The following is a 25936-nucleotide window of genomic DNA, read 5'->3' as shown; positions in this document are numbered from 1 at the left end:
CTGGCACTTTGCGTTTCGCTTCGATGACGCTAAAGCGCGGGCCATGACAAAGCCTGCCCCCAAAGACTGGATTCTCGGTATTTCGCCCTATGTGCCGGGCAAGTCGGCCGCCGATGACGGCCGCGTGCTGGTGAAGCTGTCCGCCAATGAAAATCCGCTGGGCACGGGGGAGGCGGCGCGGGCCGCTCTGGTGGCGGCGACGGCGGACCTTGCCACCTATCCCGATCCCGGCGCAGCCAAGCTGCGCGAGGCGATTGCGACCGTGCATGGGCTGGACCCGGCGCGGGTGATCTACGGCACCGGATCGGACGAACTGCTGCATATCGCGGCGAGCGCCTATGCCGGGCCGGGGGATGAGATTCTCTACGTCCGCTACGGATTTTCGGTCTATGACATCGCGGCGCGGCGCGTGGGGGCCACGCCCGTGATCGCGCCGGACCAGGATTATGCCACCGATGTCGATGCGCTGCTGGCGGCGGTGACGGACAAGACCAAGGTCGTCTTCCTCGCCAATCCAAACAATCCGACCGGCACCATGACCTCGCGCGCGGAGATTGCGCGGCTGCATGCGGGGCTGCGGCCCGACATCCTGTTCGTGCTGGATCAGGCCTATGCCGAATATCTGGACGCGGATGAGGATGATGGCGGGCTGGAACTGGCGCGGACGGCATCCAATGTGTTCGTGACGCGGACCTTCTCCAAGATTTACGGCCTCGCCGCCGAGCGGATCGGCTGGGGCTATGCCAGCGCCGATGTGATCGACGTGCTGCATCGCATCCGGGCGCCGTTCAACGTGACCACGGCCGGACAGGCGGCGGCGGTGGCGGCGGTGAACGATACCGCCTGGGTCGAGGCGAGCCGGGTGCATAACCGCCAGTGGCGCGAATGGCTGGCGGGCGAAGTCGCCGCGCTATCCAACCATGGCCTGCGCGCCGTGCCGAGCAAGGCGAATTTCCTCCTCATCCTGTTCGACGGCAAGCTGAGCGCCGAGGCGGCGATGAAGGGCCTGTGGGATGAGGGCTTCGCCACCCGCTGGCTGCCCGGACAGGGCCTGCCCAACGGCCTGCGCATCACCATCGGCAGCGAGGATCAGATGCGCCGCGTCGCCGCCCGGCTGCGCGCCATGGCGGAAGCGGCCTGATGCTGCCCTTCGCGCGGGTCACGATCATCGGGCTGGGCCTGATCGGCTCTTCGCTGGCGCGGGCGATCCGCGAGACCATGCCGACCGTGCGGGTGACCGGCTATGACGCCGACGCACGGGTCCGGGAGATCGCGCGGGCGATCGATCTGTGCGACGACGTGACCGACACGGCGGGCGCGAGCGTGACCGACGCCGATCTGGTCGTGCTGTGCGTGCCGGTGCGGGCCATGGGCGTGGCAGCGACGGAGATCGCCGATGATTTGCCCACCGAGGCGATCGTCAGCGACGTGGGATCGTGCAAGGGCGATGTGCTGGCGCAATTGAGCGCGGCGTTGCCCGGCCGGACCGTCATTCCGGCGCATCCGGTGGCGGGGACCGAGAATAGCGGGCCGGAGTCGGGCTTCGCCTCGCTGTTCCGGGGACGCTGGTGCATCGTGACGCCGCCTGCGGAGGCCGATCCGGCCGCCGTCGAGCGCGTCGCTGAACTGTGGCGGCGCGTGGGCGCCGATGTCGAGATGATGGACCCGGCGCACCATGATCTGGTGCTGGCGGTGACCAGCCACTTGCCGCACTTGATCGCCTATACCATCGTCGGCACGGCCAGCGATCTGGAGGATGTCACCCAGTCGGAGGTCATCAAATATTCCGCTGGCGGCTTTCGCGACTTCACCCGCATTGCCGCGTCCGATCCGACCATGTGGCGGGACGTGTTCCTGGCCAACAAGGAAGCGGTGCTGGAAATGCTCCAGCGCTTTTCCGAGGATTTGTCGGCGTTGCAGCGGGCGATCCGGTGGAATGACGGGGATGCGCTGTTCAACCTGTTCACCCGGACGCGGGCGATCCGCCGGTCGATCATCGAACAGGGACAGGACGATCCCAAGCCCGACTTCGGCCGCTCGCACTAAGCGGGTTTGTTCAGTGCATTGATTGCCGCATGGACGCGGGCTTCGGCTTCGCGGCGGTCGAGGCCGGGAGGGACGATCTCGCCGACCTTGTAGGTGATGGTGCCGGCGCGCTTCATGAACTTGCCGCGTGGGGAGACGCGGCCGCTGTCGATCGCGATCGGCACCACCGGCAGGCCGAGCAGCGCGTAAAGGCCGGCGAAACCGGACAGCAGCGGTGGGCTTTCGCCATGGGGAACGCGGGTGCCTTCCGGGAAAAGGCAGACGGCGCGGCCTTGCGCCGTCGTGGCCCGGGCGGCGGCGCGCAGCGCGCGCAGGGCGGTGGCCCCCGCGCTGCGTTCGATCGGGATCAGGCCATAGCGGCGGGCAATGCCGCCCCAGAACGGGATGTCGAACAGTTCGCGCTTGGCAGCGATGGCCGGACGATCGAGCAGGCAGAGCAGGTCGATCGTCTCGAACATCGATTCATGTTTGAGGATGTAGAGATAGGGGCCTTTGGGCAAATCCCCTTCGACGCGGATTTTCTGCCCGAGCAGCCAGATAACGCAGGCGCGGTGAAAGCGGCTCCATTGCGTGGCCACGGCCGGGATCGAGCGGGGCGTGACCAGATTCGCCGCCATCGCCGCCAGCACGAACAGCGCCGAGCCGATATAGAAGGCCAGCATGAAAACCAGGGATCGCAGGGCGGTGAGCATGGGGGAAAACCGTCAGATACCGATCAGCGCCGCAGCCCGGCGCAGCAGATATTTATTATATTCCCGCGCCAGCATGGTGAGGCTGGGGCGGCTGGGTACGGCGTCGTAGACCAGCGTGACCCGCCCCGGCAAGGCTTGGCGCAGTTCGAGCGCGGAGCGACGCATATGCCAGTCGGTGGTGATGAGGCGCACCGTCTTGAAGTCGCGCCGTTCCAGCCAATGCGCGGTTTCGATGGCGTTGGAACGGGTGTCGATGGCCTCGCGACCCAATGTGATGCAGCAGGTGAAAAGGCGTTCGGGCGCGTGATATTGCGCCGCCAGCTCGGACGGGCGGACCGAACGGTCGACGCCGGAGATCAGCATCCGTTTCGCCGCGCCGTCCTGCAACAGGGACAGGCCGCGATCGATCCGTCCCGCCCCGCCGGTCAGCACGACGATGGCGTCGGTCTCGCGCCCGTCCAGCGGCTGGGGCAGGAAGATCGCGAACCACGCGAAGCCCAGCATCCACGCCAGCAGCGTGACGGCGATGAAGCGGACGATCACAGCAGCCGCCCCAGCGACCGCAGCACGGTCCAGCGCGCGGCCAACGTTGCCAGCAGCACGCCGCCGACCGGCAAAGCCGCCAGGATCGCCCAGTTCGTCCAGGGCAGATGAATGGCGCTCAGCAATTCGGAGCCGGTCGCCAGCAGCCGCGTGCCCAGCAGCACGATGACCAGCAGCGCAACGGTAAAGCCCAGGACCCCGCCGAACAGCGCGTCCAGGCCGATACGGCGCTGGAACAGCCGGGCGATCTGCACATCGGTCGCGCCCATCAGGTGCAGCACATCGATGGTCGACCGGTGGCTGTCATGCGCGGCGCGGGCAGCCAGCACCACCACCGCGCCGGTCGCCAGCGTCATCAGCAGCACGATGCCCGCCGCCAGCCAGCCGAGCGCCGAAAGCAGCCCGGCCAGTGGCGCCAGAAAGGCGGCATGGGGTTCGATGCGGATTTTGGGCGAGACGGCGTTCAACTGGTGGCGCAGGCGCTCGACCTTCGCGCCAATTTGATCGGGGGTCTGGCCGGGAGTCAGTTCTATGTCGATCAGCGCCGGGATCGGCAGGTCGCCGCTCGCCGCGTCCTGCCCCAGCCACGGGCGGATCTGGTCGGCCAGTGCGGCGGCCGCGACCGGGCGAACGGCGCGGACGGTGCCGTCCTTGCGCAGGGTCTGGGCGACAATGGCGCTCAGCCGGTCGCGCTGCTCCGCATTGGCCTCAACAATCTGGACCGTGGCGCGCCCGGCAAGGTCGGCGCCCATCGCCTCCACGGCCGCGCCGAGGCTGAGGCCCGTGGCCGCCGCCAGCACCGTCAGGAACATCATGATCGCGATGATCCAGGGCATCGGGCCTGCCACGCGTCCTTCCGGGAGCAGCCGATGGCGCGCGGCGGCCGCAGCGCGACGGTCGGACATGCGGGAAGCGGAGGTCATCAGCCGTTCACCTGCGGCTTGGGCGGATAGCGCAGCGATCCGGTTGGGTCGGACAGGCGGCCCTTGTCCAGCTTCATCATCTGCGCGCCCGACACCTGCGCGATCAGCGGCAGGTCGTGGGTGGCGACGACGATGGTGGTACCCAGGCGATTGAGCGCTTCGAACAGGGTCAGCAGCCGCCGGGCCATGTCCGCGTCGACGTTGCCGGTGGGTTCGTCCGCCACCAATATTTCCGGGCGTCCGATGACGGCGCGGGCGATGGCGACGCGCTGTTGTTCGCCGCCCGAGAGGGTCGCGGGACGCGCCTGCCCCCGGTCGCCCAGCCCCACCCAGTTCAGCATCTCGCTGACCGGAGCGTCGATGTCCGCTTCCTGCATTCCCGCGACGCGCAGGGGCAAGGCGATGTTGTCATAGACCGACAGATGCGGGACCAGCCGGAAATCCTGAAACACCACGCCGATGCGGCGCCGGAATCCGGGCAGGCGCTTGCGGGGCAGTGTCACCACATCCTCGCCGAACAGGCGGATGACGCCCCGGCTGGGTCGCTGGGCGAGGTAGAGGAGCTTCAGCAGCGAGGTCTTGCCCGCGCCGGACGCGCCGGTCAGGAAATAAAAGCCGCCGCCCGCCAGCGAAAAGCTGACATCGGACAGCGTCTCGCTATCCAGACCATAGCGCAGGCCGACATTTTCGAACTGGACGATGGCGGACATGAATGAATGACTGCGCCCCTGCGCTCGCTGCTTCCCCTGACATGCAGCCATGGCACAGCGGACGGGCGGCCGTAAAGCCCATGCGGCCTCTTCCCGCGAGTCGCACCCTGTTTCATCGGCATGTTGAAGCCGCTTGCCCTCGAATCCAACTCATGCCTATGAAGCGTCATGATCCTGGTGTGTCCCAACTGCGCCACGCGCTATATTGTGCCGGACAGCGCCGTCGGCCCGAACGGCCGCCAGGTTCGCTGCGCCTCCTGCAAACATAGCTGGTTCCAGGAAGGTGCCCAATTGGCGCCCCGGGAAGAGGCGCTGGCGACCGTGGGCGCCGCCGAGCCGATGGCCGCGCCGCCGCCGCCTCCGCCATCACCTCCTCCTCCGCCACCATCACCTCCGCCGTCCGAGCCCGAGCCGGTGGCCGCGATGGCGCAGGCGCCCCAACCCGTTGGCGATGCTGTGCCCGTGCCGCCCGTGCCGCCTGCGCCAGAGGTGACGGCGCCCGATTATCGGTTCGACGATGTTTACGGCCGTGCGTCGGAGCCGGAGGCGCCCGCAGCGCCGCTCAAGCCGCGCCGCAACCGATTGAAGATGTGGACCTATGCCGCGGCGGGCTTCTGCCTGCTGGTGGCGGCCGCGGGCGGGGCGCTCTGGTATTTCGGCACGCCGAGCTGGGCGATCAACCTGGGGCTGGTGGCTGAAGAGGGCGACCCGGATCTGCTTTTCTACCTGTCCAAGCCTGCCGAGCGGCGCAAATTGCCGACCGGGGAGGAATATTTCGCCTTCGGCGCGCGGATCGTGAACAGCGGCAAGCAGCAGTTGCCGGTGCCGCCGGTGCTGGTGCAGCTGCGTGACCGGCAGAACCGGCTGGTGTTCAGCTGGACCACCAAGGCGGATCGGACCAGCCTGAAACCCGGCGAGGAAGCGTCGATCAACGAAAGCCGGATCGACATTCCGAAAAATGCCGAGAATCTGTCGTTGACCTTCGTGCAGTGATCGGAAATGACGGCTTGATTCAGGGATAGCTTACCGTCTTCGGGCGGCCCTGAGGGATCGGGATGAATTCCTTGTCGTCGCCGGGGATCAGCGGGAAGCGCATGGCTTCCCAGTCGTCGCGGGCCTGCATCAGCCGGTCCTTGGTCGAGGACACGAAATTCCACCAGACATGGCGCGGTGTCCGGAACGCCTCGCCGCCGCACAGCACGACGCGGCCGCCATCGACGCTCATCAGCGTCGCGCGGATGCCGGGACGCAGGACATAGAGCGTCTGCGGCTGGAGCATCATTCCGTCCAAGGCCGCATCGCCGCCGGAAACATAGATGGCGCGCTCCTCGGCTTCGGCATCGATGGGGACCGAGCCGCCGGGGGAAAGCTGGATGTCGGCGTAGATCGTCTTCGCATAGGTGGTGACGGGCGAGGTCTCGCCCCAGAGGCTGCCCATGATGACCCGCGCGCGGGCCTGGCCGCAATCGATGATCGGCAGCCCCCCTTCGCTGACATGCTCGAAGGCCGGGTCCATTTCCTCATGGCGGTCGGGCAGCGCGAGCCAGGTCTGGATGGCTGAGAGCTTGGACAATTTCGCCCGGTCCTCATCGGGCGACCGCTCGCTATGGACGATGCCCTTGCCCGCCGTCATCAGGTTCACCGCGCCCGGCTCGATCAACTGTTCCGTGCCCAGGGAGTCGCGGTGGAGGAAGCTGCCCTCATACATATAGGTGACGGTGGCGAGGTTGATATGCGGGTGCGGGCGCACGTCCACCCCCTGGCCCGGAGCGATGCGGGCCGGGCCGGCCTGGTCGAAGAAGATGAACGGGCCGACCATGGTGCGCTCCTTGGCTGGAAGGGAGCGATGGACCCGAAAATCGCCCAGATTATGGGTGGTGGGCGTGATGGTCTGGATGATCGGGTCGGTCAGGGTCATGCTGCGTCCAGTTCGGGATAGTGGCGGAAGACGTCTTCCCGGGTGAAGGGCAGGCGCCGGTCGCTCGCCAGATAGTCCCGCAATTCGGGCAGCACCGCAACCCGCTCGTGAAGATCGGCAAGGCGCGGGAAGGATGGCGTCAGTGTCGCCATGCGCAGCGGAAAGGCATAGCGCAGCCCCGCGATCAGGTGGAACAGCGAAAGGTCGGCATAGCTCCAGCGCCCGCCTGCCAGCCAGTCGCCCGGCTCCGCGCTCAACGCATGTTCGAAATAGGTCAGATATTTGGGGATGCGGCCCGAACGGAAACCATGGGCGGTGCGCAGGGCTTCGGCTTTCTGCTCCTCATAATAGAGGTTCGGGCCGATGGGATGATGCACGTCATGGGCTTCGGCCACCATGTCCATGATGGTGAGTTGCACCTGCGCCAGCCAGTAACGCGGCTTCATGCCGGAGGGACCGCATTCATGCCGTTCGGCAAGGTAGAACAGGATGTTGGCGGTCTGCGCCACCGTCCGGCCGTCCGTCACCAGATAGGGCGGGGCAAAGGCGGGGCCTGCGTCATGCCGCTCCATGTCGGCCATCAGCGCGTCGTCGCCATCGATGCGGGCGCGGTCGCGATAGGCGATGCCGCACGCCTCCAGCGTCAGCCGGGCGAATTCGCCCCGGCCGGGGATGGTGGACCAGTACCAGAAATCATAGGCCATGCGCTGCGCCTCCTTTGACGGCGGGACAACGCATGGGCCGGCTCAAGGTCTCATTCGCCGGGCGCGCGCGCCTTGATGGCGAGGGCATGGACCTTGTCGCGCAGCAGGTCGGCGAGGGCCGCATTGACGAGCCGCTGGCGGGCGACGCGGTTCTGGCCGGTGAAGCGGCTGGAGACGATGTCCACGGTGAAATGGCTTTCGCCCGATCCGTCATGTCCGGCATGGCCGCGATGCATCTCGCTGTCGTCGATCACGGCGAGCCGTTCGGGGGAAAGGGCGGCGCGCAGCCGGGCTTCGATTTCAGTGGCCACCGGGCCTTTTGCAACATCGGTCATGGCGCCTATATAGGCCCTTTGCCCGCAGTTGCATCAGGACAATCTTGGCTAGCGATCCCTTCTCGACCCGGCGGTTCAACCGTTTCCATGGCCGCGTGGAAAGCGACCGTGCCTGTGCGGTCCCCGGCTGTTCCGAACCGGGCGAGTTCCGCGCGCCGCCGCTGGAGGGGGGGCGGTCGAACCAGGAGGGGCCGCGCTGGCGCTGGCTGTGCCTCGATCATGTGCGGGAATTCAACCAGGGCTATAATTTCTTCACCGGCATGAGCCCGGAGGAGATCAACGCCGCCCAGCGTCCCTATGCCGGGTGGGAACGGGAGACGCGGGCCTTTTCCTCCAATGCCGCCAGCCCGCCGCCCAAATGGTCGGATTTTCAGGACCCGCTCGATGCCATCGGCGCGAAGTTCAAGGAACGGGTCGCGAAGGCGCGGGCGGACAATCAGATGCGGCAGGACGGGAAGTTCCTGTCGAAGGACGATCGACGGGCGCTGGATGTCATGGGGCTGCCGATCGATGCCGACCGCAAGGCTTTGCGGCAGCGCTACACCGAATTGCTCCGCCGCTATCATCCCGACCATAATGGCGGGGATCGGAGCCATGAAGCCGCCCTGCAAGACGTGATCGAGGCGTACCAATTGTTGCGGAAGGCAGAAGTTTTCGCCTGAAGGCGATCGCGTCTGCGCGGAGATGAGATGAAGGGTTGTGATAACCCATGGGCGCTGCCATAGGCGCCGACCCCCTATCTCCCGGAGAATTTCATGACGACGCCCCGCGCCCTGGGCCTTGATTTCGGCACGACCAACAGCGTGGCCGCGCTTGCCGGAGACGGCGGTTCGGAACTGGTCGAATTTGCGGGCAAGCAGGCGGCCGGCGCCGTGTTCCGGTCGGCGCTCTGCTTCTGGCATGATGGCGATGCGAAGGGCGGCATGGCGCATGAGGCCGGGCCGTGGGCGATTGCCGAATATCTCGAATTTCCCGAGGACAGCCGCTTCCTGCAAAGCTTCAAATCGGTGGCGGCCAGCCCGATCTTCGAAAGCGCCAGCGTGTTTGAGAAGCGTTTCCGCTTCGAGGAACTGGGACAGATGTTCCTGTCGCGCATGGTCGGTCATGCGGGTGGGACGCTGGACCGGCGACCGGAGCGGATCGTGGTCGGGCGGCCGGTGGAATATGCCGGGTCGCGGCCTGATGAAGCGCTGGCCCGGCGGCGCTATGACGCCATGTTCGGCGGCTTTGGCGACGAGATTCATTATGTCTATGAGCCGCTGGGCGCCGCGTTCAGCTATGCCAGCCGCTTGACCGAAGCGGCGACCATCCTGGTCGCGGACTTCGGCGGCGGCACCAGCGACTTTTCCATCGTGCGGGTCGAGGCGCCGGGGGCGGCGCGCCGCTGCGTGCCGCTCGGGTCGGCGGGCATCGGTCTGGCCGGGGACCGGTTCGACTATCGCATTGTCGACCGGCTGGTGCTGCCGATGCTGGGCAAGGGCGGCAGCTATCAGAGCTTCGGCAAGGAACTGGAGATTCCGCGCAGCTATTTTGCGGATTTCGCCGACTGGTCGCGGCTGGCGCTGATGCGCAACCGGCGGACGATGGAGGAACTGGCCCGGCTCCAGAAAACGGCCAACGATCCCGACGCCATTGGCCGGATGATGACGGTGATCGAGAAGGAGCTGGGCTATCCGCTCTATGACGCGGTGGGGTCGCTCAAGCGGCGGTTGTCGGAGGTGGAAAGCGCGACCTTCGCCTTCGAAGGCGGCGGCCTTGCCATCGAGGCGGAAGTGACGCGGGCCGATTTCGAAGGCTGGATCGCGCCGGACATCGCGCAGATCGAGGCCACGGTGGACAAGGCGCTGGCCAAGGCGAATGTGTCGCCCGAAGCCATCGATCGGGTGTTCCTGACGGGCGGAACATCGCTGATCCCGGCGATCCGGCGAATCTTCGACCGGCGCTTCGGGAAGGAGCATATCGCCACCGGCGGCGAATTGACCTCGATCGCCCATGGACTGGCGCTGATCGGGCAGGAGGCCAATTTGGCCGAATGGGCTGCTTGATTGGGCGGGCGACAAGCCCCACTCTATCGACATGCCCGTCCCCGATGGCTAGGGCATGGATGACAAGACCGCTCGAAGAGACAAGATCATGACCGACATCCCCAACGTCCAGCCCGATACCCGCGCCGAAACGCTGTTGGCTTCGCCCGACCGCGAAGTGGATGCGCGCGAAGTTTTCGGCATCGATGTCGACATGAAGATTCCGGCCTTTTCGGAGGCGGATGAACGGGTGCCCGATCTCGATCCCGCTTATGTGTTCGACCCGGACACCACGCTCGCGATCCTGGCGGGCTTTGCCTTTAACCGCCGCGTGATGGTGCAGGGCTATCACGGCACCGGCAAGTCGAGCCATATCGAGCAGGTCGCCGCCCGCCTGCGCTGGCCGTGCATCCGCATCAATCTGGACGCGCATATCAGCCGTATCGATCTGGTCGGTCGCGACGCCATTGTCCTCAAGGACGGGCAGCAGGTGACGGAATTCCGCGAGGGCCTGCTTCCCTGGGCCTTGCAGCGGCCTGTCGCGCTGGTGTTCGACGAATATGACGCCGGCCGCCCGGACGTGATGTTCGTGATCCAGCGCGTGCTGGAAACCGACGGCAAGATGACGCTGCTCGACCAGAACCGGGTCATCCGCCCGAACCCCTGGTTCCGCCTGTTCGCGACCGCCAATACCGTGGGTCTGGGCGACACGACCGGCCTCTATCACGGCACGCAGCAGATCAACCAGGGCCAGATGGATCGCTGGAACCTCGTCGTGGCGCTGAATTACCTTCCCGCCGCGACCGAGGCGCAGGTGGTGCTCGCCAAGTCGGGCGAATATGATCATGAGGGCGGCCGCAAGGAAGTCGAGAATATGATCAAGGTGGCGGAGTTGACTCGCCAAGGGTTTATCAACGGCGACATTTCGACCGTCATGTCGCCCCGTACCGTGATCAGCTGGGCGCAGAATGCCCTGATCTTCAAGAATATCGGCTTCGCCTTCCGCCTGTCCTTCCTCAACAAATGCGATGAGGCGGAACGGCCGCTGGTGGCCGAATATTATCAGCGCGTCTTCGGCAAGGATCTGCCCGAAAGCGTCGCCCACCGCGCGGCCTGAGTCCCGCAGGGAGGAAAAGCCATGATCGTCGTCGAACGGATCGATCCCGCGGGTGGAACGGCCCATCGGATCAGCATTCGCGGGCATGAACTGATCGCCGATATGTCGGCGCCGGACGGCGATGATGCCGGGCCGGACCCGCATGACCTGTACGATTCGGCTTTGGGCGCGTGCAAGGCGATGACCATGCTCTGGTACGCCCAGCGCAACGGCATTCCGGTCGAGGGCATCCATGTCGGCGTGGTCCGCGACAACAGCCAGGAGCGCAAGGGCGTCTACAAGCTGACCACGCGCATCGCGCTGACCGGCCCGCTGAGCGAGGAGCAGCATGATCGGCTGATCGCGGTGGCGGCGAAATGCCCAGTGCACAAGCTGATGAGCGAGGTCGAGACGCAGATCGAAACCATCGCCGTGCCCTATGTCGGGGAAGGCGAGCGGCCGTGAGCGAACCCATTGTCCTGACGCCGGAAGGCTGCCTGCCGCTGGAGAGCGCGTTCAATCTGCGCGACTTTGGCGGCTATGCGACGGCCGACGGGCGCTGCGTGAAACGCGGGATGCTCTATCGGTCGGGGACTATGGCGCTCTTGACCGATGCCGATGCGGACCATCTGCGCTCCTTCGGGATCAAGGCGATCTGCGATTTTCGTCGGCCCAATGAGCGGACGGCCGAACCCACGCTCTGGCACGGGGCGGAGGTCGATTATTTCTGCCGCGACTATAGCGAGAGCAGCGGCCTGCTGGGCGAGATATTGAAGCGCGACGGCGCAACGGCGAGCGACATGCGCGAGACGATGATCGCCATGTACCGGGTGATTCCGGTCGACCATGCCGAATCCTTTTCCGCCATGTTCGCGCGGATCGCGGGCGGGCGGTTGCCGTTGCTCATCAACTGTTCGGCGGGCAAGGACCGCACCGGGGTCGGCGCCGCGCTGGTTCTGGCGGCGCTGGGCGTGCCCAGGGCTACGATTATCGCGGATTATCTGGCGACCAACGATCATGCCAATTGGGATTGGTTGCTGGCGCAGCGCGACACATTGGTGGCGCGGGCGCGCGGAACCAGGGCCGATGTGCTGGACCCGTTGTTGAAGGCTGACGCGGCCTATCTGGACGCCCTGTTTGCGACGCTGGATGACGCGCATGGCGGTATCGACGGCTATCTGACCGATGTGCTGGGCGTGGATGCGGCGGCGCGCGAGGCCATGCGTGGGATGCTGCTGAACTGATGGCTGACCGTTCGCCCCTCGATGCTTTCAAGGACGTGCTGTCCGGCGCGGCGCGGTCGATTGCGCGCGACGCGGAGGTGGAGGTGAACTTCACCGCCGACACGCCGCATATGGCGGGCAAGGCGATCAAGGTGCCGACGCCGGGACGCAACCTGCCCGCCGATCAGGTGGCGCTGGCGCGCGGCTTTACCGATGCCAATGCGCTGAAATTGCGGCATCATAATGCGAAGGTGCATAATGCCGCCGCTCCCTCCGACGCGGTGGCGCGGGCGGTCTATGATGCGGTCGAGCAGGCACGGGTGGAAGCCATCGGCTCGCGGTCGATGGAGGGAGTCCGGGCGAACCTCAACCATGCGCTCGACCTGCGGCTGAAGTCCGATCCCCTCCGCCGGGCGCGCTCCGCCGATGAAGTGCCTCTGTCGACGGCACTGGCGCTCAAGGTGCGCGAGCGGCTGACCGGGCAGGCCATCCCCAAGGATGTCGCTTCGGGCATGGCGATGGTGGATCAATGGATCGAGGACAAGGCGGGAGCCGATCTCGATGCGCTGGCCATGGCCTTGGACGACCAGCGGGCCTTTCAAAAGCTGACGTCCGCCATGCTGGAGCATCTCCAGCTTGTCGACGCCGATACCCCGCCTGAAACCGACGATTCCGAGCCGCAGGACGAGGGCGAGGACGAGGAGCAGCAGCAGGAGGACGGCGACAGCGGCGAGGACGAAGCCGGCGACAGCGACGCCTTTGCCGAAGCCCGCGCGGAGGATCAGGGCGGCGACACCGAGGACGGCGAAACCGAATATAGCGACGATTTCGACGCCGCCAGCGATGAAGGCGTCGACGACATGGGCGAGGAAGGCATGATGCCGGTTCGCCCCAACCGGCCGATGGGCGACCTGCCGCCGGGCTTCGACTATAAGCCCTACACGGTGCTGCATGATGAGGTCGTGACCGCCGAGGATCTGTGCGACGAGGACGAACTGCTGCGCCTGCGCGGTTTCCTGGATCAGCAGTTGGTCAGTTTGCAGGGCGCGGTGACGAAGCTCGCCAACCGCTTGCAACGGCGGTTGATGGCGCAGCAGTCGCGAAGCTGGGACTTCGATCAGGAAGAAGGGCTGCTCGACGCGGCGCGGCTGGCGCGGATCGTGATCGATCCGACGCGCTCGCTCTCCTACAAGATCGAGCGGGATACCGAGTTCCGCGATACGGTGGTCACGCTGTTGATCGACAATAGCGGCTCGATGCGCGGGCGGCCGATCAGCATCGCGGCGATCAGCGCCGACATTATGGCGCGCACGCTGGAGCGTTGCGGGGTCAAGACCGAGATATTGGGCTTCACCACCCGCGCGTGGAAGGGGGGGCAGAGCCGCGAGGACTGGCTGGCCGCCGGGCGTCCGCCCATGCCGGGGCGCCTCAACGACCTGCGCCACATCGTCTACAAGAAGGCCGACGAACCCTGGCGCCGGGCGCGCAAGAATCTCGGTCTGATGATGCGTGAGGGGCTGCTCAAGGAAAATATCGACGGGGAGGCGCTGCTCTGGGCGCATAGTCGCCTGCTGGCGCGCCATGAGGAACGCCGCATCCTGATGGTGATCTCGGACGGCGCGCCGGTCGACGATTCCACCCTGTCGGTGAACAGCGGCACCTATCTGGAGCGGCATTTGCGGCAGGTGATCGAATGGATCGAGAACCGCTCGCCCGTGCAGCTCGTCGCCATCGGCATCGGCCATGACGTGACGCGCTATTATCGCCGCGCGGTCACGATCATGGACGCCGAACAGCTGGGCGGCACCATGGTGGAGCAACTCGCCGGACTGTTCGACGAAGATTAGAAGCCCTGCTTTTTCGGGCTTTCACGATGTCGAGGCCCGGCCTTCCCTTGAAAAGAAGCACGGAAATTTCGACCTCATGTTGGCGCGAACGAGCGTTTTAACAGGAGAGTGCAATGAGTGTCGCCTTTCGTCGCGAGAGCGACGAGGAGCATCTGGAACCCAGTTTCGAGATACCCCTGCCGCCCGGTCCCAATTGGGTGACGGCGCGTGGTCTGCGGCTGACGCGGGAGAAGGTGGACGCGCTGGAGGCGGTCGAGACCGACGGCATGGCCGAGGAGGATGCCAAGAAGCTGAAGCGCGAACTGCGCTACTGGCGGACCCGGCTGGCGACGGCGGAGGTGCGGCCGGTGCCGGATGGGGAGGCCGTGGCCTTCGGATCGCGCGTGACCTATCGGCTGAACGGCAAGGAGAAACAGATCGCTATCGTCGGCGATGATGAGGCGGAGCCGGCGGAGGGGCGCATCGCCTTTTCCGCGCCGCTCGCCCGCGCGATGATGGATGCGGAAGAAGGCGAGGCCGTCGATTTCGGGGGCAAGCCGGGGGCGCTGACGATTCTCGGGATTGAACCGATATTGGAGGCATAATCCCTCCCATGGATGGAAAAAGCCCTCCAGTTCGCGCTGGAGGGCTTTTCCTCGATCAACCGTTACGACCAGCCTCGAACAGGAACCAGGCGCGTTCCTCGGCCTGATCGGTCCAGTCGTCGATAATGCCTTCGGTCGCGTTGTCGCCGGCTTCGGTGGCGGCGGCCTTGGCCGCGCGCAGGGCCTCGACCAGCTTCAGATTATCCTCGCGCAACTCCTTCAACATGTCGCCGGGACTAACATAGTCGGCGTCATTGTCCTTGACCGTCTGATGCCGCCCGATGTCGCCGATCGAACGCAGCGTGGTGTTGCCGGTCTTGCGCACGCGCTCCGCGATCTGGTCCGTGGTGGCCAGGATTTGCGTCGCTTGATCATCGAACATCAGGTGATAGTCGCGGAAATGCGGGCCGGAGACGTGCCAGTGGAAATTCTTGGTCTTGAAATACAGCGCATAGCTGTCCGCGAGCACGCCGTTCAACGCCTGTGCGACCGACTTGGTCGCGTTGCTGCGAAGGTCCGTTGGGGTCTTGAGGTCGGGGGAGGTCATGCCTGGCTCCTGCTAAGTGACTTGGTTTCGCACATATAATGATCCGTTGCCGATAAGGTGCCATGATCACCGCCGAATTTTGAGCCGAAAGTTTCGGTCAGTCTGATGGAAAAGCTCGATCAGACGAGATGCAGCGCCGACACCGCCACGCTGAGGCCGATCAGGAGCATCGATGCCCCACCGCCAAGGCGGATGGCCCGGAGCGGGAACATCTTGAACAATCGGTCGCGCAGCAGGACCACGGGCACGGTCGCGGCGATGATGCCGATGGCGCCGCCGGTCGCGGCCAGCACGGGATCGGCGGTCCGCGTGGCGATTCCCAGGATCAGGAATTGCGCGCCATCCCCAAAGCCGAGGATGAAAAGCCCGAGCGTGGTCGTGAGAAACGGCCCCAACCGCCAGTTCGCCAGCGGATCGGGCCGCTTGACGGGCCAGAGTATGGCGATGGCCAGGAAGATCAGGGCCAGCGCCAGAAACAGCAGGCGCGCATCGGACCCCAGCATGGGTGCGACGAAGGCGCCCGCCGCTGCCCCAATGGCGGCATTGGCGATGGCGGCGACGGCGATGCCCGCGACTATCGCCCTGTCCCGCTGGAAGCGGGTGGCCAGAGCCAAGGCAAGCAACTGCCCCTTGTCCCCGATCTCCCCCAACAGGCAGCCGAGCAGCGCGATCAGCAATGCGTCCATTCAGCGGGCGTCGTCTGATTCGGTGTCAGGCGGACAGATGTGTGACGGAGGCCGAGACCGGCATGGGGATGACCTGCGCGTCGGGCAATTCGGCCGTGATGGCTTCGCGCATCAGGTCGAGATAGGACATGACCACCGGCCCTGCGCCCTGGACGGAGAGCGCCGATTGCAGCGTGCCCGCCAATCCCTCCACCGAATCGATGTGGAAGGCGCGCGCGACATGGCGGATCTGGTCGATTTCATCGCGCAGGCGTGGCACGGGCACATGCCCCCGCGCTCCCGCAAGTCCGTCGACGCGCCGCAGCAGATCGGCAAGAATGGCCAACATCGGATCATGTCGCATGGCGTGACTCCCCCGTCCTTTAGCGCCGACTCGATCATGGACCGGTGCTGGTTAAGGCCGCGTAAAGTGTAGCATGCATGCAGGGTTTCAGCCACGAGCCTTGACATCGATCCGAATCTCCCTCATGAGCCGCCGCTGAAACGGGGCGGTTCCTTCCTTGAAAGAGGTTGGGGGGCCGCTCTTCTTTTTCATGATATTCACGACCAGGGACTAAGGCCATGGCCAAGCCAGCAACCGTCAAGATTCGCCTCGTCAGCTCGGCTGACACCGGCTTCTTCTATGTCACCAAGAAGAATCCGCGCACCAAGACCGAGAAGCTGAGCTTCCGGAAGTACGACCCCGTCGTGCGCAAGCATGTCGAGTTCAAGGAAGCCAAGATCAAGTGATCTGATGGCGGCTCCGGCCGCCCGACGGCATTTGGGTTCGCGGCGCATGCCGGAACGAAGAGGCCCGTCCCCTGGAGGGAACGGGCCTTTCCTTGTTGCTTTCCTTCCCGGCCCGAAGGGGAGGAAGGATGAGAATCAGGTGCCGACCGGCTGGCCGTCGGTGCGGCGGACCACGATGGTCGAGGAACGCGGCGGCTGACCCGATACCGGCCCGTTGCCGGTCGGATGCTGGATGGTGACGAAGAAACTCTTCAGACCCTGTATGCCATGCGGGCTGTCGGCGGGACGCCGCGCCCTTGCGCCCGGCTGGCTGGCAGAGGCAGATGACGCCAAGGCTGCGTCCGTGCGACAGGGGCATGAAGGCTTGATGACGTCGGAATGACGGTCATGGCCGGGACGTTACAGCAGCGCGTTCACCTGTTCGACGAAGCGGAGCACGGAAATCGGTTTGGACACATAGGCTTGCGCCCCGGCGCCGCGAATCCGCTCCTCATCGCCATGCCCCGCATAGGCGGTGACGGCCATGATCGGGACGGAGGACAGTTGCGCGTCGCCCTTCAGTGAGACGATCAGGTCCAGCCCGTTGATATGCGGCAGGTGGATGTCGGTGATCACCAGATCGGGGTGAAACTCCCGCGCTTGCGCCAACAGGTCGCGCCCGTCGCGCAGCGGCAGCACCTCACGCCCGTGCGCGCGCAGCAGGTCGCAAAAAAGTTTGAGATTAAGTTCGTTGTCCTCGACAACGAGCACGCGCTTTGCCACCACTCACCCGCGTTTCAAGAAGATGCGCCAATTCGTCAAGCGCGTGCCCTAAGCCCGCCCCCCATAGAGATCAATCATGCGTCCCGACATTAACCATGGCAAGCAGCATAGCCCAAGCGAGGACAGAGAGCCATCCGTCCTCGCGCTGATGGCGCTGGCCTGGACCTTGGCGGACGACCGCCGCGCCGACCGGCTGCTGGCGCTGACCGGGCTGGACGCTGAAACGCTGCGGACGGGCGTGGGCGATCCTGCGGTGCTGGGGGCGGTGCTGGGCTTCCTGGCCGATCATGAGCCGGACCTGATCGCCTGCGCGGAGAGCATCGAGAGCACGCCCGAAGCCCTGATCGCCGCAAAGGAGACCCTCGCCGCATGAACCGCCCGCTGATCATCACCGATTGCGATGAAGTCCTGCTGCACATGGTCGTGCCGTTCCGGGAGTGGCTGGATGCGACCCATGACGTGCATTTCGACATGCGCGAGCGCGGTTTTGCAGAGGCATTGCGGCACAAGGATAGCGGATTGCCGCTGGAGCGGGCGCTGGTGTGGGAATTGCTGCTCGGCTTTTTCGACACGCAGATGCATCGCCAGATGCCGATCGCCGGCGCGGTGGAGGCGCTTGGCCGGCTCAGCGCCATCGCCGACATCGTCGTCCTCACCAACATCACCGAACGCCATCATCGTCTGCGGGAGGAGCAGCTGGCCTCTCATGGCCTTTCCTTCCCGGTCCACTGGAACCAGGGTGGCAAGGGTCGGCCGCTGGCCGCCATCCTTGCGGAACGCCAACCCAGCGCCGCGCTGTTCATTGACGACCTGGCGGAGCATCATGCCTCCGTGGCGGACCATGCGCCCGGCGTCTGGCGGCTCCATATGGTGGGCGAGCCGGAAATCGCCGCCGATGTCGCCGCCGCGCCGCTGGCCCACGCCCGGATCGACGACTGGGCCGCCGCCGAAGCCTGGATCGCTGCCCGGCTGGCCGAAGGACCGGCGCCTGAAACTTTTCCGACCATTCAAGGAGTCTCCGCATGAGCATCGAAGCCCGCCTCACCGAACTGGGCATCGCTTTGCCCGCCGCCGCCGCGCCGGTCGCCGCTTATGTCGCGGCGGTCGAGGCCAATGGCCTGCTGCATATTTCCGGGCAGATCTCCCTGTCCGACGGCCAGTTGATGACCGGGCGGCTGGGCGAGGACCGCGATCTCGACTATGGCGTCAAGGCGGCGCGGGCTTGCGGCCTCAACCTCATCGCCCAGATGAAGGCGGCGCTTGGCAGCCTCGACCGGGTCGAGCGGATCGTGAAGCTGGGTGCCTTCATCAGCAGCACACCCGAATTCACCGACCAGCCCAAGGTCGCCAATGGCGCCTCCGAACTGATGGTCGAGGTCTTTGGCGAAGCCGGGAAACATGCCCGCAGCGCCGTGGGCGTGCCGGTGTTGCCGCTGGGCGCGGTGGTCGAAATCGACGCCATCGTCCTTGTCCGTCCGGCCTGACGTCCTTGCGGCTTTGACGTCGCGCCCCTTCGCCCATCGTGGGCTGCATGGGGGCGGGGTCAGTGAAAACGGCATGGCGGCCTTCGCGGCCGCCATTGCCGGCCGTTTCGGCATCGAATGCGACGTCCGGCTCAGCCGCGACGGCGTGGCCATTGTCTTTCACGATGCCACGCTCCAGCGCATGACGGGGGCGAGCGGCGCCGTCTGCGATCATGAGGCGCAGGCGATCGACCGGCTGATGCTGCCCGATGGCGGCAGCGTGCCGCGCCTGCGCGACCTGCTCAACCTGTGCGGAACCGATGTGCCGCTGCTCATCGAGATCAAGGTGGACGGGTGGCGTGTCGCCCCGATCTGCGCGGCGGTGGCCGAGGAACTGGCGCGGCGCCCCAAGACGCTGGCGGCGGTGATGTCCTTCAACCCCGCGGCGATGCGCTGGTTCGCCCGCCGCCGCCCCGATGTCGTGCGCGGGCTGGTCGTCACGGAGGAAAACAGCAAGGGCTGGCGGGCGAAGATCGGGCGCGCCCTTGCACTTTGGGCGGTGCAACCCGATTTTATCGCCTGTGATATTCGCGACCTGCCATCCCCCCTGTCCGCGTCCATGCGCCAACGGAACATGCCCGTGTTGAGTTGGACCGTGCGCAGCGAGGCAGAGCGCGCCCGCGCGGCGCAGCACGCGGACCAGATCATTTTCGAGCGCACCGCATGACGGAATGCGTGGCGCGCATGGCCCAGGGCGTCGCGCAACTGCCGCGTGAGGAATGGGACGCCTGCGCCGGGACCGGCAATCCGTTTGTCTGCTGGGATTTCCTGACCGCGCTGGAACGGTCGGGCAGCGTCGGCGGCAATAGCGGCTGGCAGCCCTTGCCGCTGGTCATCGATGGGCCGGACGGGCGGATCGCCGCCGCCGCGCCGCTTTACGGCAAGACCCACAGCCAGGGCGAATATGTGTTCGACCATGGCTGGGCCGACGCCTGGGAACGGGCAGGCGGGCATTATTATCCCAAGATTCAGGTCGCCGCGCCCTTTACCCCGGTCCCCGGGCCCCGCCTGCTGCTGCGCGACGCGGGCCTTGCCCCGGCGTTGATCGCGGGGATCGAGGCGGTGGTGGAGCAGAATGAGCTGTCCTCCGCCCATGCGACGTTCATCGCGCCCGAACAGGTGCCGCTGTTCGAGGCGGCGGGCTGGCTGATCCGGGAGGACAGCCAGTTCCACTGGACCAATCGCGGCTATGGCGATTTCAGCGACTTCCTGGCCGATCTGTCCAGCGCCAAGCGCAAGAATATCCGCAAGGAACGCGAACGCGCGGTCGAGGGGCTGGAGATCGTCCATCTGACCGGCGATGCGCTGACCGAAGCGCAGTGGGACGCCTTCTGGACCTTCTATCAGGATACCGGCGCGCGCAAATGGGGGCGGCCCTATCTGACCCGCGCCTTTTTCTCGATGCTGGGCGAGAGCATGGCGGACCGGGTGCTGCTGGTGCTGGCGCGGCGGCATGGCCGGCCGATTGCCGGGGCGCTGAACCTGATCGGCGCGGACACGCTTTATGGCCGCTATTGGGGCTGCACCGAAGAGGTACCCCATCTGCATTTCGAACTTTGCTATTATCAGGCGATCGACATCGCCATCGCCCGGGGTCTCGAACATGTGGAAGCCGGAGCGCAGGGCGGGCACAAGCTGGCGCGGGGCTATGCGCCCGAGCCGACCTATTCCGCGCATTTCATTCCCAATGCGAGCTTCCGCCGCGCCGTCGCCGATTTTCTGGAAAGCGAACGACAGGGCGTGCAGCGCGACCGCGACTGGCTGACCGCGCGCACCCCGTTCCGCAAGGGCGAGACGCGGCTTTCCTGATCGGGTTTGGGCCTAATCGGGTTTGGGCCTGATCGGGTTTTGGGCCGGTTCAGGCCGCGCGCAAGGGCGTCATCGCGATCAGCGCGCGGGCCTGGCGCTGGGCTTCGGCAATTTCGCGCGCCGACATTTCCCCGGCGATTTCCGCGCGCATCGCCTGCCCTTCCTCGCTGCCCCTGAGCGCGGCGAGATTGAACCATTTATGCGCTTCGATCAGATCGACCGAGACGCCGCCGGTGCCGCAGCTATAGGCCACGCCCAGATCGAAACAGGCTTCCGCGGATTCGCTTGCCGCGCCCGAAAGCCGGCTTTCCATCAGAAACTGCGCACTCTTCAGACTGTTCGCCATAACCCAATTCCCCCTGTGGAATCGTCATGATGGTTTTCGACGAGCGGCAGAGTGCATCGAATGCGGATAAAAAATGGTTAACGCCGATCGCGGCAAGGGGAGGTCGGATGACGCAAATGGGGCGTTTCACACGGTTAACGGCCTCCAGGGGCTACTAAAGGGGTGGCGCCGCCCCGCGAATATCCCCATAGCCCCTGCCATGACCATTCGCCCCGAAACCGCCGCGGCGCCCCCGAAACAGGACATAGCTTTTCGCGAATTCGTGATGCTTTGCGCCTGCCTGATGGCGATGAACGCGCTGTCGATCGACCCGATGCTGCCCGCTCTGCCGGAAATCGGGCGCGATCTGGCGATTCCCCATGCCAATGACCGGCAGCTCATCATCAGCATCTATTTTCTCGGACTGGGCTTCGGGTCGCTGCTGTTCGGCGTGCTGTCCGACCGATTCGGGCGCAAGCGGGTGCTGGGCAGCGCCATGGCGCTGTTCATCCTCTCCTCCATTGCCTGCGCCGGGGCGCAGAGCTTCACGATGATGCTGGTCGGGCGTGCCTGTGCCGGATTCTTCGCGGGCGCCAGCCGCGTCATCACCGTCGGCATCATCCGCGATCGCTTCCGGGGCGACGCCATGGCGCGGGTCATGTCTCTGATCTTCGCGGTGTTCATGCTGATCCCGGTGATGGCCCCGACCTTCGGCCAGGCGATCCTGTGGATCGCGCCGTGGCGCTGGATCTTCTGGGCGCTGGCGATCCTGGCGACGCTGGTCCTGCTGTGGATGCTGAGCCGGATGCCCGAGACGCTGCTGCCGGAAAACCGGCTTCGGATGAGCGCGAAAACCATCTTCGGCGCGGTCGGCACGATCGTCCGCACGCGCAGTTCCATCGGCTATATGCTGGCGAGCGGCGTGGTGATGGGCGGGCTGATCGGCTTTATCCTGTCGGTGCAGCAGATTTTCTTCGATATTTTCGACGCGCAGAAATATTTTCCCATCGCCTTCGCCTGCATCGCGGGCAGCATGGGCATCGGCAGCCTGCTCAACAGCCGCCTCGTCTCCCGCTTCGGTGCGCGGCGGCTGAGCCAGACGGCGCTGCTGGTGCTGGTGGCGATCAACCTGATCCATGTGTCGGTGGTCCTGTCGGGGCATGAGACGATCGTCACCTTCATGGTCCTCCAGGCTGCGACCATGCTGACGGTCGCCTTCACCGCGTCCAATTTCAGCGCGATCTCGATGGAGCCCTTCGCCAAGGGGGCGGGCGTCGCTTCCTCCTTCCAGTCGTTCCTGACCACCGCGGTGTCGAGCGCGCTCGGCAGCATGGTCGGCCGGGCCTTTGACGGGACGACCATGCCGCTGACGCTGGGGCTGGCGAGCTTCGGTGCGATCTCCTTCCTGATCGTGGTCTGGGCGGAGAAGGGGCGGCTGTTCACCCGGCCGCATCATGCGGCGCTGCGCGAATTCGAAGGCATGCATTAAAAAAAACGGGGCGGTGTGACCCGCCCCGTTTTGCGTTCGATCAGGCGTCCTGGCCGCCTGGCGTGTGGGCGCCCGGCAGGGGCGGAACCGGCTGCGGTGGAATGCCGACATCCTGCTCGTGGGTTTCGATCATTCCGCGCCCGACATGGCTCTTGCGATAGCCATAGAGGAAATAGAGCACGAGGCCGAAGCCGCCCCAGACCGGCAGCACCATCTGCGCGTCGACAGGCAGGTTGAGGAAGAGGAACACGCAACCGCAGGCCGCGACCGGGGCGATCACCCAGACCGCCGGGGTGCGGAACGGCCGCGCCCGGCCCGGTTCCCTGACGCGCAGCACCAGCACCGCGATCGACACCATGAAGAAGGCGAAGAGCGTGCCGGAGTTGGAGATGTCGGCCAACTGACCGACGGGCAGCAGCGCCGCGGCGATGGCGACGAAGACGCCGGTGAGCATGGTGACGATATGCGGCGTCTTGAACTTCGGGTGGATGCTGGCCAGCTTTTCGGGCAGCAGGCCGTCGCGCGCCATCACGAAGAAGATGCGGGTCTGGCCGAACAGCATCATCAGGATGACCGAGGGCAGGGCGAGGTTGGCCGCGAGGCCCAGCGCATTGCCCACGACCGTCCAGTTGATCTGGCGCAGCACATGGGCCAGCGCCTCATTGGAGCAGACCAGATCCTTGGCATGGGCGGCGGTGGCGCAGGCGGCGGCAAAGCCCTGCGATCCGGGCGCGACCACCGAACCGTCGGGACCCAGGACGGGCTGCGCGCCGATCGCGCCGACCGCGCCGGCGGCCACCAGCAGGTAGAAGACGGTGCAGAGCGCAAGGCTGCCGATCAGGCCGATGGGCACGTTGCGCTGGGGATTTTTGGTTTCCTCCGCCGCGGTCGACACTGCGTCGAAGCCGACATAGGCGAAGAAGATCGAAGCGGCGGCGCCGACAATGCCCATGCCGCTCGTGCCCTCCGGGCCGAACCAGCCATTGGGCGCGAAGGGCGAGAAATTGCCGGTCTTGAGCGCCGGCAGCGTCAGGATGATGAAGGCGGTGAGCGCCGTCACCTTGATCGCGACCAGCACCGCGTTGACGCGGGCGCTTTCGGTGGTGCCGATGACCAGCAGCGCGGTGACGGCCAGCGCGACGACGATGGCGGGAACATTGATGACGCCATGGGCGAAATCGGCGTGGGGGATCAGGCCATGCATCGTCCAGACCGGACCGGCGGACAGGGCCTGTGGTAATTCAAGCCCGGTTATGCTTTTCAAAAGCCCCATGAAATAGCCGGACCACCCGACCGACACGGCGCTGGCGGCGACCGCATATTCCAGGATCAGCGCCCAGCCGACCATCCAGGCCAGCAATTCGCCGACCACCGCATAGGTATAGGTATAGGCGGACCCCGAAACCGGCACCATCGATGCGATTTCCGAATAGCAGAGCGCGGCGAAGGCGCAGACCGCGCCCGCGATCACGAAGCTCCACATCATGCCCGGCCCGGCCTTTTGCGCGGCGGCGGCGGTCAAAACGAAAATGCCGGTGCCGATGATGGCACCGACACCCAATAATGTCAGTTGGATCGGCCCCAATGTCCGGACGAGCGATTTCTTCTCGGCCGTGGCCAATATGGCATCCAAAGGCTTTATGCGCCCGAAAATCATGATGGAGCCCTTTATCTTCGATGTCTTTTGCCCGGGCGACCGTTGCGGCCACTCCCCTTTTGTGATGAAGCGGAGACTATCGCCTAATCTGGCGCGCGCAAGTATGTTGCGCATTTGAGACATGGATCCATAACGCTTTCCAAGCCGGTCCCTAAAGGAGTGACGGATGATCGAACTGCTGCGGACGCCGGCCCTGAGCGATGTAAAACATGGCTTTGCCGGGCGGCGCGGAGGTGTTTCGACGGGTGTTCATGCCGGGCTGAATGTCGGCCTGGGTTCGGCCGATGAACGGGAAGCGGTCTTGCGCAACCGCGATCTGGTGCGCGACGCTCTGCTGCCCGGCGCGACTCTGGTGACGGTGCATCAGGTGCATTCGCCCGACGTCGTGACCGTCGCCGCGCCGATTCCCGAGACCGACCGGCCCGCCGCCGACGCCATGGTGACGGATCGTCCGGGGCTGATCTTGGGCATATTGACGGCCGATTGCGTGCCGGTGCTGTTCGCCGATGCGCGGGCGGGCATTGTCGGGGCCGCTCATGCCGGGTGGAAGGGCGCCATCGGCGGCGTCACCGACCGCACGATTGACGCCATGGAGGCGTTGGGCGCCGACCGCAGCCGGATCGCCACCGCCATCGGCCCGTGCATCGGCCGCTCCTCTTATGAAGTGACGCTGGATTTCGTCGCCCGCTTCACGGCGGAAGATGGAGAAAATGACCGCTTCTTCACCGCGGGGCGAGAAGGCCATTGCCAGTTCGACATCGCCGCTTATGTCGCGGCCCGGTTGGCCGGGGCGGGCATCGGGCGGATCGAAATGCTGGATGAGGACACGTACAGCCAGCCTGATCGCTTTTACAGCTACCGGCGCTCATGCCATCGCAGCGAGCCGGATTATGGCCGGCAAATCTCGATGATCGTGCTCTAGGGTGTGTGGGGATTGAGTTCAGGGTGAGGCGAAAATGGTGGCGTTCGAGAACCGGCGCGCAGCGTACTTAAAGTACGTGAGCACCGGAAGCGCAGAAAGCCGCCATTTGCAGCCCGCCATGGGCTAAATCCCTACACGCCCCAAGATATTAGCTCCCGCCCAGCACGTTGATCGTGAAAGCGAGGATGCCGAGGTTGAAGACGAAGGCCGCCAGGCAATGGAACACCACCGTCTGCCGCACCGCCGTTGACGTCACGGCTGTGTCGGAGGTTTGAAAGGTCATGCCCAGGGTGAAGGCGAAATAGACGAAATCCCAATAGCCCGGCTCATCCGTTTCGGGAAAATCCAGTCCGCCGCTGTCCCCGCCCCCCTCGTTCGCCAGATAGAAGATATGGGCATAATGCATGGCATAGACGAGGTTGGAGAACAGCCAGGCCAGGGCTAGCGTCGCCAGCAACAGGGCGATCGAAGCCGCGCCAGGCCCGCCGTGCTGGCTGACCGCCACGCCGACAGCGACCAGGATCACCAGAGATACAATCCCGGTCAGCAGCAACATCAATTGCCGGTTGGCGTCATTGTCCGCCGCCTTGCGCCGCATCGAATCCGGGTCGGAATCCAGCAGCGGCCAGGCCGACAGCAAAAAGGCCAGCGCTGCTATGTCGAACCCCGCCATCACCGCCTCATGCCAGGGCAGCAACAGGGCAAAGGGCGCCATGCTGGCCAGCAACGCCAGGAACATGGCGTAGCGCCAGGGGAAGATTTGCGGGCGGCTCATCCTGTGCATAGAAAAGGCAAAATCGGCTTTTCACAAGGCATTTCCCATCTCCTTCGACCGATGAGGC

The 25936-nt window shown here is 65.5% G+C and carries 33 protein-coding genes; 18 read left to right on the top strand and 15 right to left on the bottom strand.

The genetic code is table 11. The annotated features are described in order from the left end of the window. Positions 1-43: 43 nt before the first annotated feature. Complete coding sequence (gene hisC, locus F7P65_RS14905) at positions 44-1141, top strand: histidinol-phosphate transaminase (RefSeq protein WP_150293073.1); 1098 nt, start codon at positions 44-46, stop codon at positions 1139-1141. Then, the gene (locus tag F7P65_RS14900) at positions 1141-2046 is read left to right on the top strand and encodes a prephenate/arogenate dehydrogenase family protein (RefSeq protein ID WP_150293071.1); all 906 of its coding nucleotides are present in this window, start codon (positions 1141-1143) and stop codon (positions 2044-2046) included. Before hisC ends, F7P65_RS14900 begins: the two co-directional genes overlap by 1 nt. Here F7P65_RS14900 and F7P65_RS14895 read toward each other — a convergent pair. Genes F7P65_RS14895 through ftsE form a run of 4 tightly spaced genes read right to left on the bottom strand, consistent with a single transcriptional unit; the run spans position 2043 to position 4914 of the window. Then, entirely contained in the window at positions 2043-2738 is a 696-nt protein-coding gene (locus tag F7P65_RS14895; RefSeq protein WP_150293069.1) for a lysophospholipid acyltransferase family protein, read from the bottom strand. The genes F7P65_RS14900 and F7P65_RS14895 overlap by 4 nt on opposite strands. A gap of 12 nt (positions 2739-2750) precedes the next feature. Next, complete coding sequence (locus F7P65_RS14890; RefSeq protein ID WP_150293068.1) at positions 2751-3281, bottom strand: YdcF family protein; 531 nt, start codon at positions 3279-3281, stop codon at positions 2751-2753. Continuing rightward, entirely contained in the window at positions 3278-4204 is a 927-nt protein-coding gene (locus F7P65_RS14885; RefSeq protein WP_150293067.1) for a cell division protein FtsX, read from the bottom strand. The genes F7P65_RS14890 and F7P65_RS14885 overlap by 4 nt, the downstream gene beginning before the upstream one ends. Next, a complete protein-coding gene (gene ftsE / locus F7P65_RS14880) occupies positions 4204-4914 on the bottom strand; it encodes a cell division ATP-binding protein FtsE (RefSeq protein WP_150293066.1) in 711 nt (236 codons plus the stop codon). The genes F7P65_RS14885 and ftsE overlap by 1 nt, the downstream gene beginning before the upstream one ends. Positions 4915-5082: 168 nt before the next feature. Here ftsE and F7P65_RS14875 point away from each other — a divergent pair, with 168 nt between their 5' ends. Next, positions 5083-5907: an MJ0042-type zinc finger domain-containing protein gene (locus F7P65_RS14875; RefSeq protein ID WP_150293065.1), complete on the top strand. Its 825-nt coding sequence runs from the start codon at positions 5083-5085 to the stop codon at positions 5905-5907. A 19-nt stretch (positions 5908-5926) separates the two neighbouring features. Here the strand turns inward: F7P65_RS14875 and F7P65_RS14870 are convergent, their stop codons facing one another. From F7P65_RS14870 to F7P65_RS14860, 3 genes are read right to left on the bottom strand one after another with little or no spacing between them, the layout of a single operon-like run. After that, a complete protein-coding gene (locus tag F7P65_RS14870) occupies positions 5927-6832 on the bottom strand; it encodes a pirin family protein (protein WP_150293064.1) in 906 nt (301 codons plus the stop codon). Next, positions 6829-7536 (bottom strand): glutathione S-transferase, encoded by a 708-nt coding sequence (locus tag F7P65_RS14865; protein WP_150293063.1) that lies wholly within the window; start codon positions 7534-7536, stop codon positions 6829-6831. Before F7P65_RS14865 ends, F7P65_RS14870 begins: the two co-directional genes overlap by 4 nt. A gap of 50 nt (positions 7537-7586) precedes the next feature. Further along, on the bottom strand, positions 7587-7871 hold the full coding sequence (locus F7P65_RS14860) for a BolA family protein (RefSeq protein ID WP_150293062.1): 285 nt from the start codon (positions 7869-7871) through the stop codon (positions 7587-7589). 44 nt (positions 7872-7915) lie between these two features. Here F7P65_RS14860 and F7P65_RS14855 point away from each other — a divergent pair, with 44 nt between their 5' ends. The 7 genes from F7P65_RS14855 to F7P65_RS14825 all read left to right on the top strand — a co-directional run bounded on the left by F7P65_RS14855 (position 7916) and on the right by F7P65_RS14825 (position 14645). Next, positions 7916-8533, top strand: a complete 618-nt coding sequence (locus F7P65_RS14855) for a J domain-containing protein (RefSeq protein ID WP_150293060.1) — start codon at positions 7916-7918, stop codon at positions 8531-8533. Between the two features lie 93 nt (positions 8534-8626). Then, positions 8627-9916, top strand: a complete 1290-nt coding sequence (locus F7P65_RS14850; RefSeq protein ID WP_150293058.1) for an Hsp70 family protein — start codon at positions 8627-8629, stop codon at positions 9914-9916. Positions 9917-10004: 88 nt separating this feature from the next. Next, the gene (gene cobS / locus F7P65_RS14845; RefSeq protein ID WP_150293056.1) at positions 10005-11012 is read left to right on the top strand and encodes a cobaltochelatase subunit CobS; all 1008 of its coding nucleotides are present in this window, start codon (positions 10005-10007) and stop codon (positions 11010-11012) included. Positions 11013-11033: 21 nt separating this feature from the next. Then, complete coding sequence (locus tag F7P65_RS14840; RefSeq protein ID WP_150293054.1) at positions 11034-11456, top strand: OsmC family protein; 423 nt, start codon at positions 11034-11036, stop codon at positions 11454-11456. Continuing rightward, positions 11453-12235 (top strand): tyrosine-protein phosphatase, encoded by a 783-nt coding sequence (locus F7P65_RS14835; protein ID WP_150293052.1) that lies wholly within the window; start codon positions 11453-11455, stop codon positions 12233-12235. Before F7P65_RS14840 ends, F7P65_RS14835 begins: the two co-directional genes overlap by 4 nt. Next, positions 12235-14061, top strand: a complete 1827-nt coding sequence (gene cobT / locus F7P65_RS14830; protein ID WP_150293050.1) for a cobaltochelatase subunit CobT — start codon at positions 12235-12237, stop codon at positions 14059-14061. Before F7P65_RS14835 ends, cobT begins: the two co-directional genes overlap by 1 nt. A gap of 113 nt (positions 14062-14174) precedes the next feature. Continuing rightward, complete coding sequence (locus F7P65_RS14825) at positions 14175-14645, top strand: GreA/GreB family elongation factor (protein WP_150293048.1); 471 nt, start codon at positions 14175-14177, stop codon at positions 14643-14645. 55 nt (positions 14646-14700) lie between these two features. Here F7P65_RS14825 and F7P65_RS14820 read toward each other — a convergent pair whose 3' ends face one another. The 3 genes from F7P65_RS14820 to F7P65_RS14810 all read right to left on the bottom strand — a co-directional run bounded on the left by F7P65_RS14820 (position 14701) and on the right by F7P65_RS14810 (position 16221). Then, entirely contained in the window at positions 14701-15192 is a 492-nt protein-coding gene (locus F7P65_RS14820) for a Dps family protein (RefSeq protein WP_150293046.1), read from the bottom strand. 119 nt (positions 15193-15311) lie between these two features. Further along, complete coding sequence (locus tag F7P65_RS14815) at positions 15312-15878, bottom strand: TMEM165/GDT1 family protein (RefSeq protein WP_150293044.1); 567 nt, start codon at positions 15876-15878, stop codon at positions 15312-15314. Positions 15879-15903: 25 nt separating this feature from the next. Continuing rightward, positions 15904-16221: a hypothetical protein gene (locus F7P65_RS14810; RefSeq protein WP_150293042.1), complete on the bottom strand. Its 318-nt coding sequence runs from the start codon at positions 16219-16221 to the stop codon at positions 15904-15906. Positions 16222-16439: 218 nt separating this feature from the next. Here F7P65_RS14810 and rpmG point away from each other — a divergent pair, with 218 nt between their 5' ends. Further along, entirely contained in the window at positions 16440-16607 is a 168-nt protein-coding gene (gene rpmG, locus F7P65_RS14805) for a 50S ribosomal protein L33 (RefSeq protein WP_007687342.1), read from the top strand. A 135-nt stretch (positions 16608-16742) separates the two neighbouring features. On the opposite strand, the gene F7P65_RS14800 is transcribed toward rpmG, so the two are convergent. Further along, a complete protein-coding gene (locus F7P65_RS14800) occupies positions 16743-16940 on the bottom strand; it encodes a hypothetical protein (RefSeq protein WP_150293040.1) in 198 nt (65 codons plus the stop codon). Positions 16941-17006: 66 nt separating this feature from the next. Beyond that, complete coding sequence (locus tag F7P65_RS14795) at positions 17007-17369, bottom strand: response regulator (protein WP_205452084.1); 363 nt, start codon at positions 17367-17369, stop codon at positions 17007-17009. A gap of 76 nt (positions 17370-17445) precedes the next feature. Here F7P65_RS14795 and F7P65_RS14790 point away from each other — a divergent pair, with 76 nt between their 5' ends. From F7P65_RS14790 to F7P65_RS14770, 5 genes are read left to right on the top strand one after another with little or no spacing between them, the layout of a single operon-like run. Then, entirely contained in the window at positions 17446-17742 is a 297-nt protein-coding gene (locus tag F7P65_RS14790) for a DUF3572 domain-containing protein (protein ID WP_150293038.1), read from the top strand. Then, on the top strand, positions 17739-18395 hold the full coding sequence (locus F7P65_RS14785) for an HAD family hydrolase (RefSeq protein WP_150293036.1): 657 nt from the start codon (positions 17739-17741) through the stop codon (positions 18393-18395). Before F7P65_RS14790 ends, F7P65_RS14785 begins: the two co-directional genes overlap by 4 nt. Continuing rightward, positions 18392-18853 (top strand): RidA family protein, encoded by a 462-nt coding sequence (locus F7P65_RS14780; RefSeq protein ID WP_150293034.1) that lies wholly within the window; start codon positions 18392-18394, stop codon positions 18851-18853. The genes F7P65_RS14785 and F7P65_RS14780 overlap by 4 nt, the downstream gene beginning before the upstream one ends. Further along, on the top strand, positions 18837-19559 hold the full coding sequence (locus F7P65_RS14775; protein ID WP_150293032.1) for a glycerophosphodiester phosphodiesterase family protein: 723 nt from the start codon (positions 18837-18839) through the stop codon (positions 19557-19559). Before F7P65_RS14780 ends, F7P65_RS14775 begins: the two co-directional genes overlap by 17 nt. After that, positions 19556-20701, top strand: a complete 1146-nt coding sequence (locus tag F7P65_RS14770) for a GNAT family N-acetyltransferase (protein WP_150293030.1) — start codon at positions 19556-19558, stop codon at positions 20699-20701. Before F7P65_RS14775 ends, F7P65_RS14770 begins: the two co-directional genes overlap by 4 nt. A 49-nt stretch (positions 20702-20750) precedes the next feature. On the opposite strand, the gene F7P65_RS14765 is transcribed toward F7P65_RS14770, so the two are convergent. After that, positions 20751-21047 carry an SEL1-like repeat protein gene (locus tag F7P65_RS14765; RefSeq protein ID WP_150293028.1) on the bottom strand — a complete coding sequence of 99 codons (297 nt, stop codon included), beginning with the start codon at positions 21045-21047 and terminating at the stop codon, positions 20751-20753. A gap of 199 nt (positions 21048-21246) precedes the next feature. Between F7P65_RS14765 and F7P65_RS14760 the strand changes: the two genes are divergently transcribed. After that, positions 21247-22515, top strand: a complete 1269-nt coding sequence (locus F7P65_RS14760) for a multidrug effflux MFS transporter (RefSeq protein ID WP_150293026.1) — start codon at positions 21247-21249, stop codon at positions 22513-22515. A 40-nt stretch (positions 22516-22555) separates the two neighbouring features. On the opposite strand, the gene F7P65_RS14755 is transcribed toward F7P65_RS14760, so the two are convergent. Further along, positions 22556-24172, bottom strand: coding sequence for an amino acid permease (locus F7P65_RS14755; protein WP_150293024.1), 1617 nt, complete (start codon positions 24170-24172; stop codon positions 22556-22558). Between the two features lie 166 nt (positions 24173-24338). Here F7P65_RS14755 and pgeF point away from each other — a divergent pair, with 166 nt between their 5' ends. Continuing rightward, on the top strand, positions 24339-25094 hold the full coding sequence (gene pgeF / locus F7P65_RS14750; protein ID WP_150293022.1) for a peptidoglycan editing factor PgeF: 756 nt from the start codon (positions 24339-24341) through the stop codon (positions 25092-25094). 148 nt (positions 25095-25242) lie between these two features. On the opposite strand, the gene F7P65_RS14745 is transcribed toward pgeF, so the two are convergent. Next, positions 25243-25869, bottom strand: coding sequence for a DUF1345 domain-containing protein (locus F7P65_RS14745; RefSeq protein WP_150293020.1), 627 nt, complete (start codon positions 25867-25869; stop codon positions 25243-25245). Positions 25870-25936: the final 67 nt, after the last annotated feature.

Origin of the sequence: Sphingobium estronivorans (genome assembly GCF_008692605.1) — a bacterium.
In the GTDB taxonomy this organism is placed as follows: Bacteria; Pseudomonadota; Alphaproteobacteria; order Sphingomonadales; family Sphingomonadaceae; genus Sphingobium; species Sphingobium estronivorans.
The sequence above is the reverse complement of the archived record's forward strand: the minus strand, read 5'-3'. Positions and strand labels throughout refer to the sequence as shown.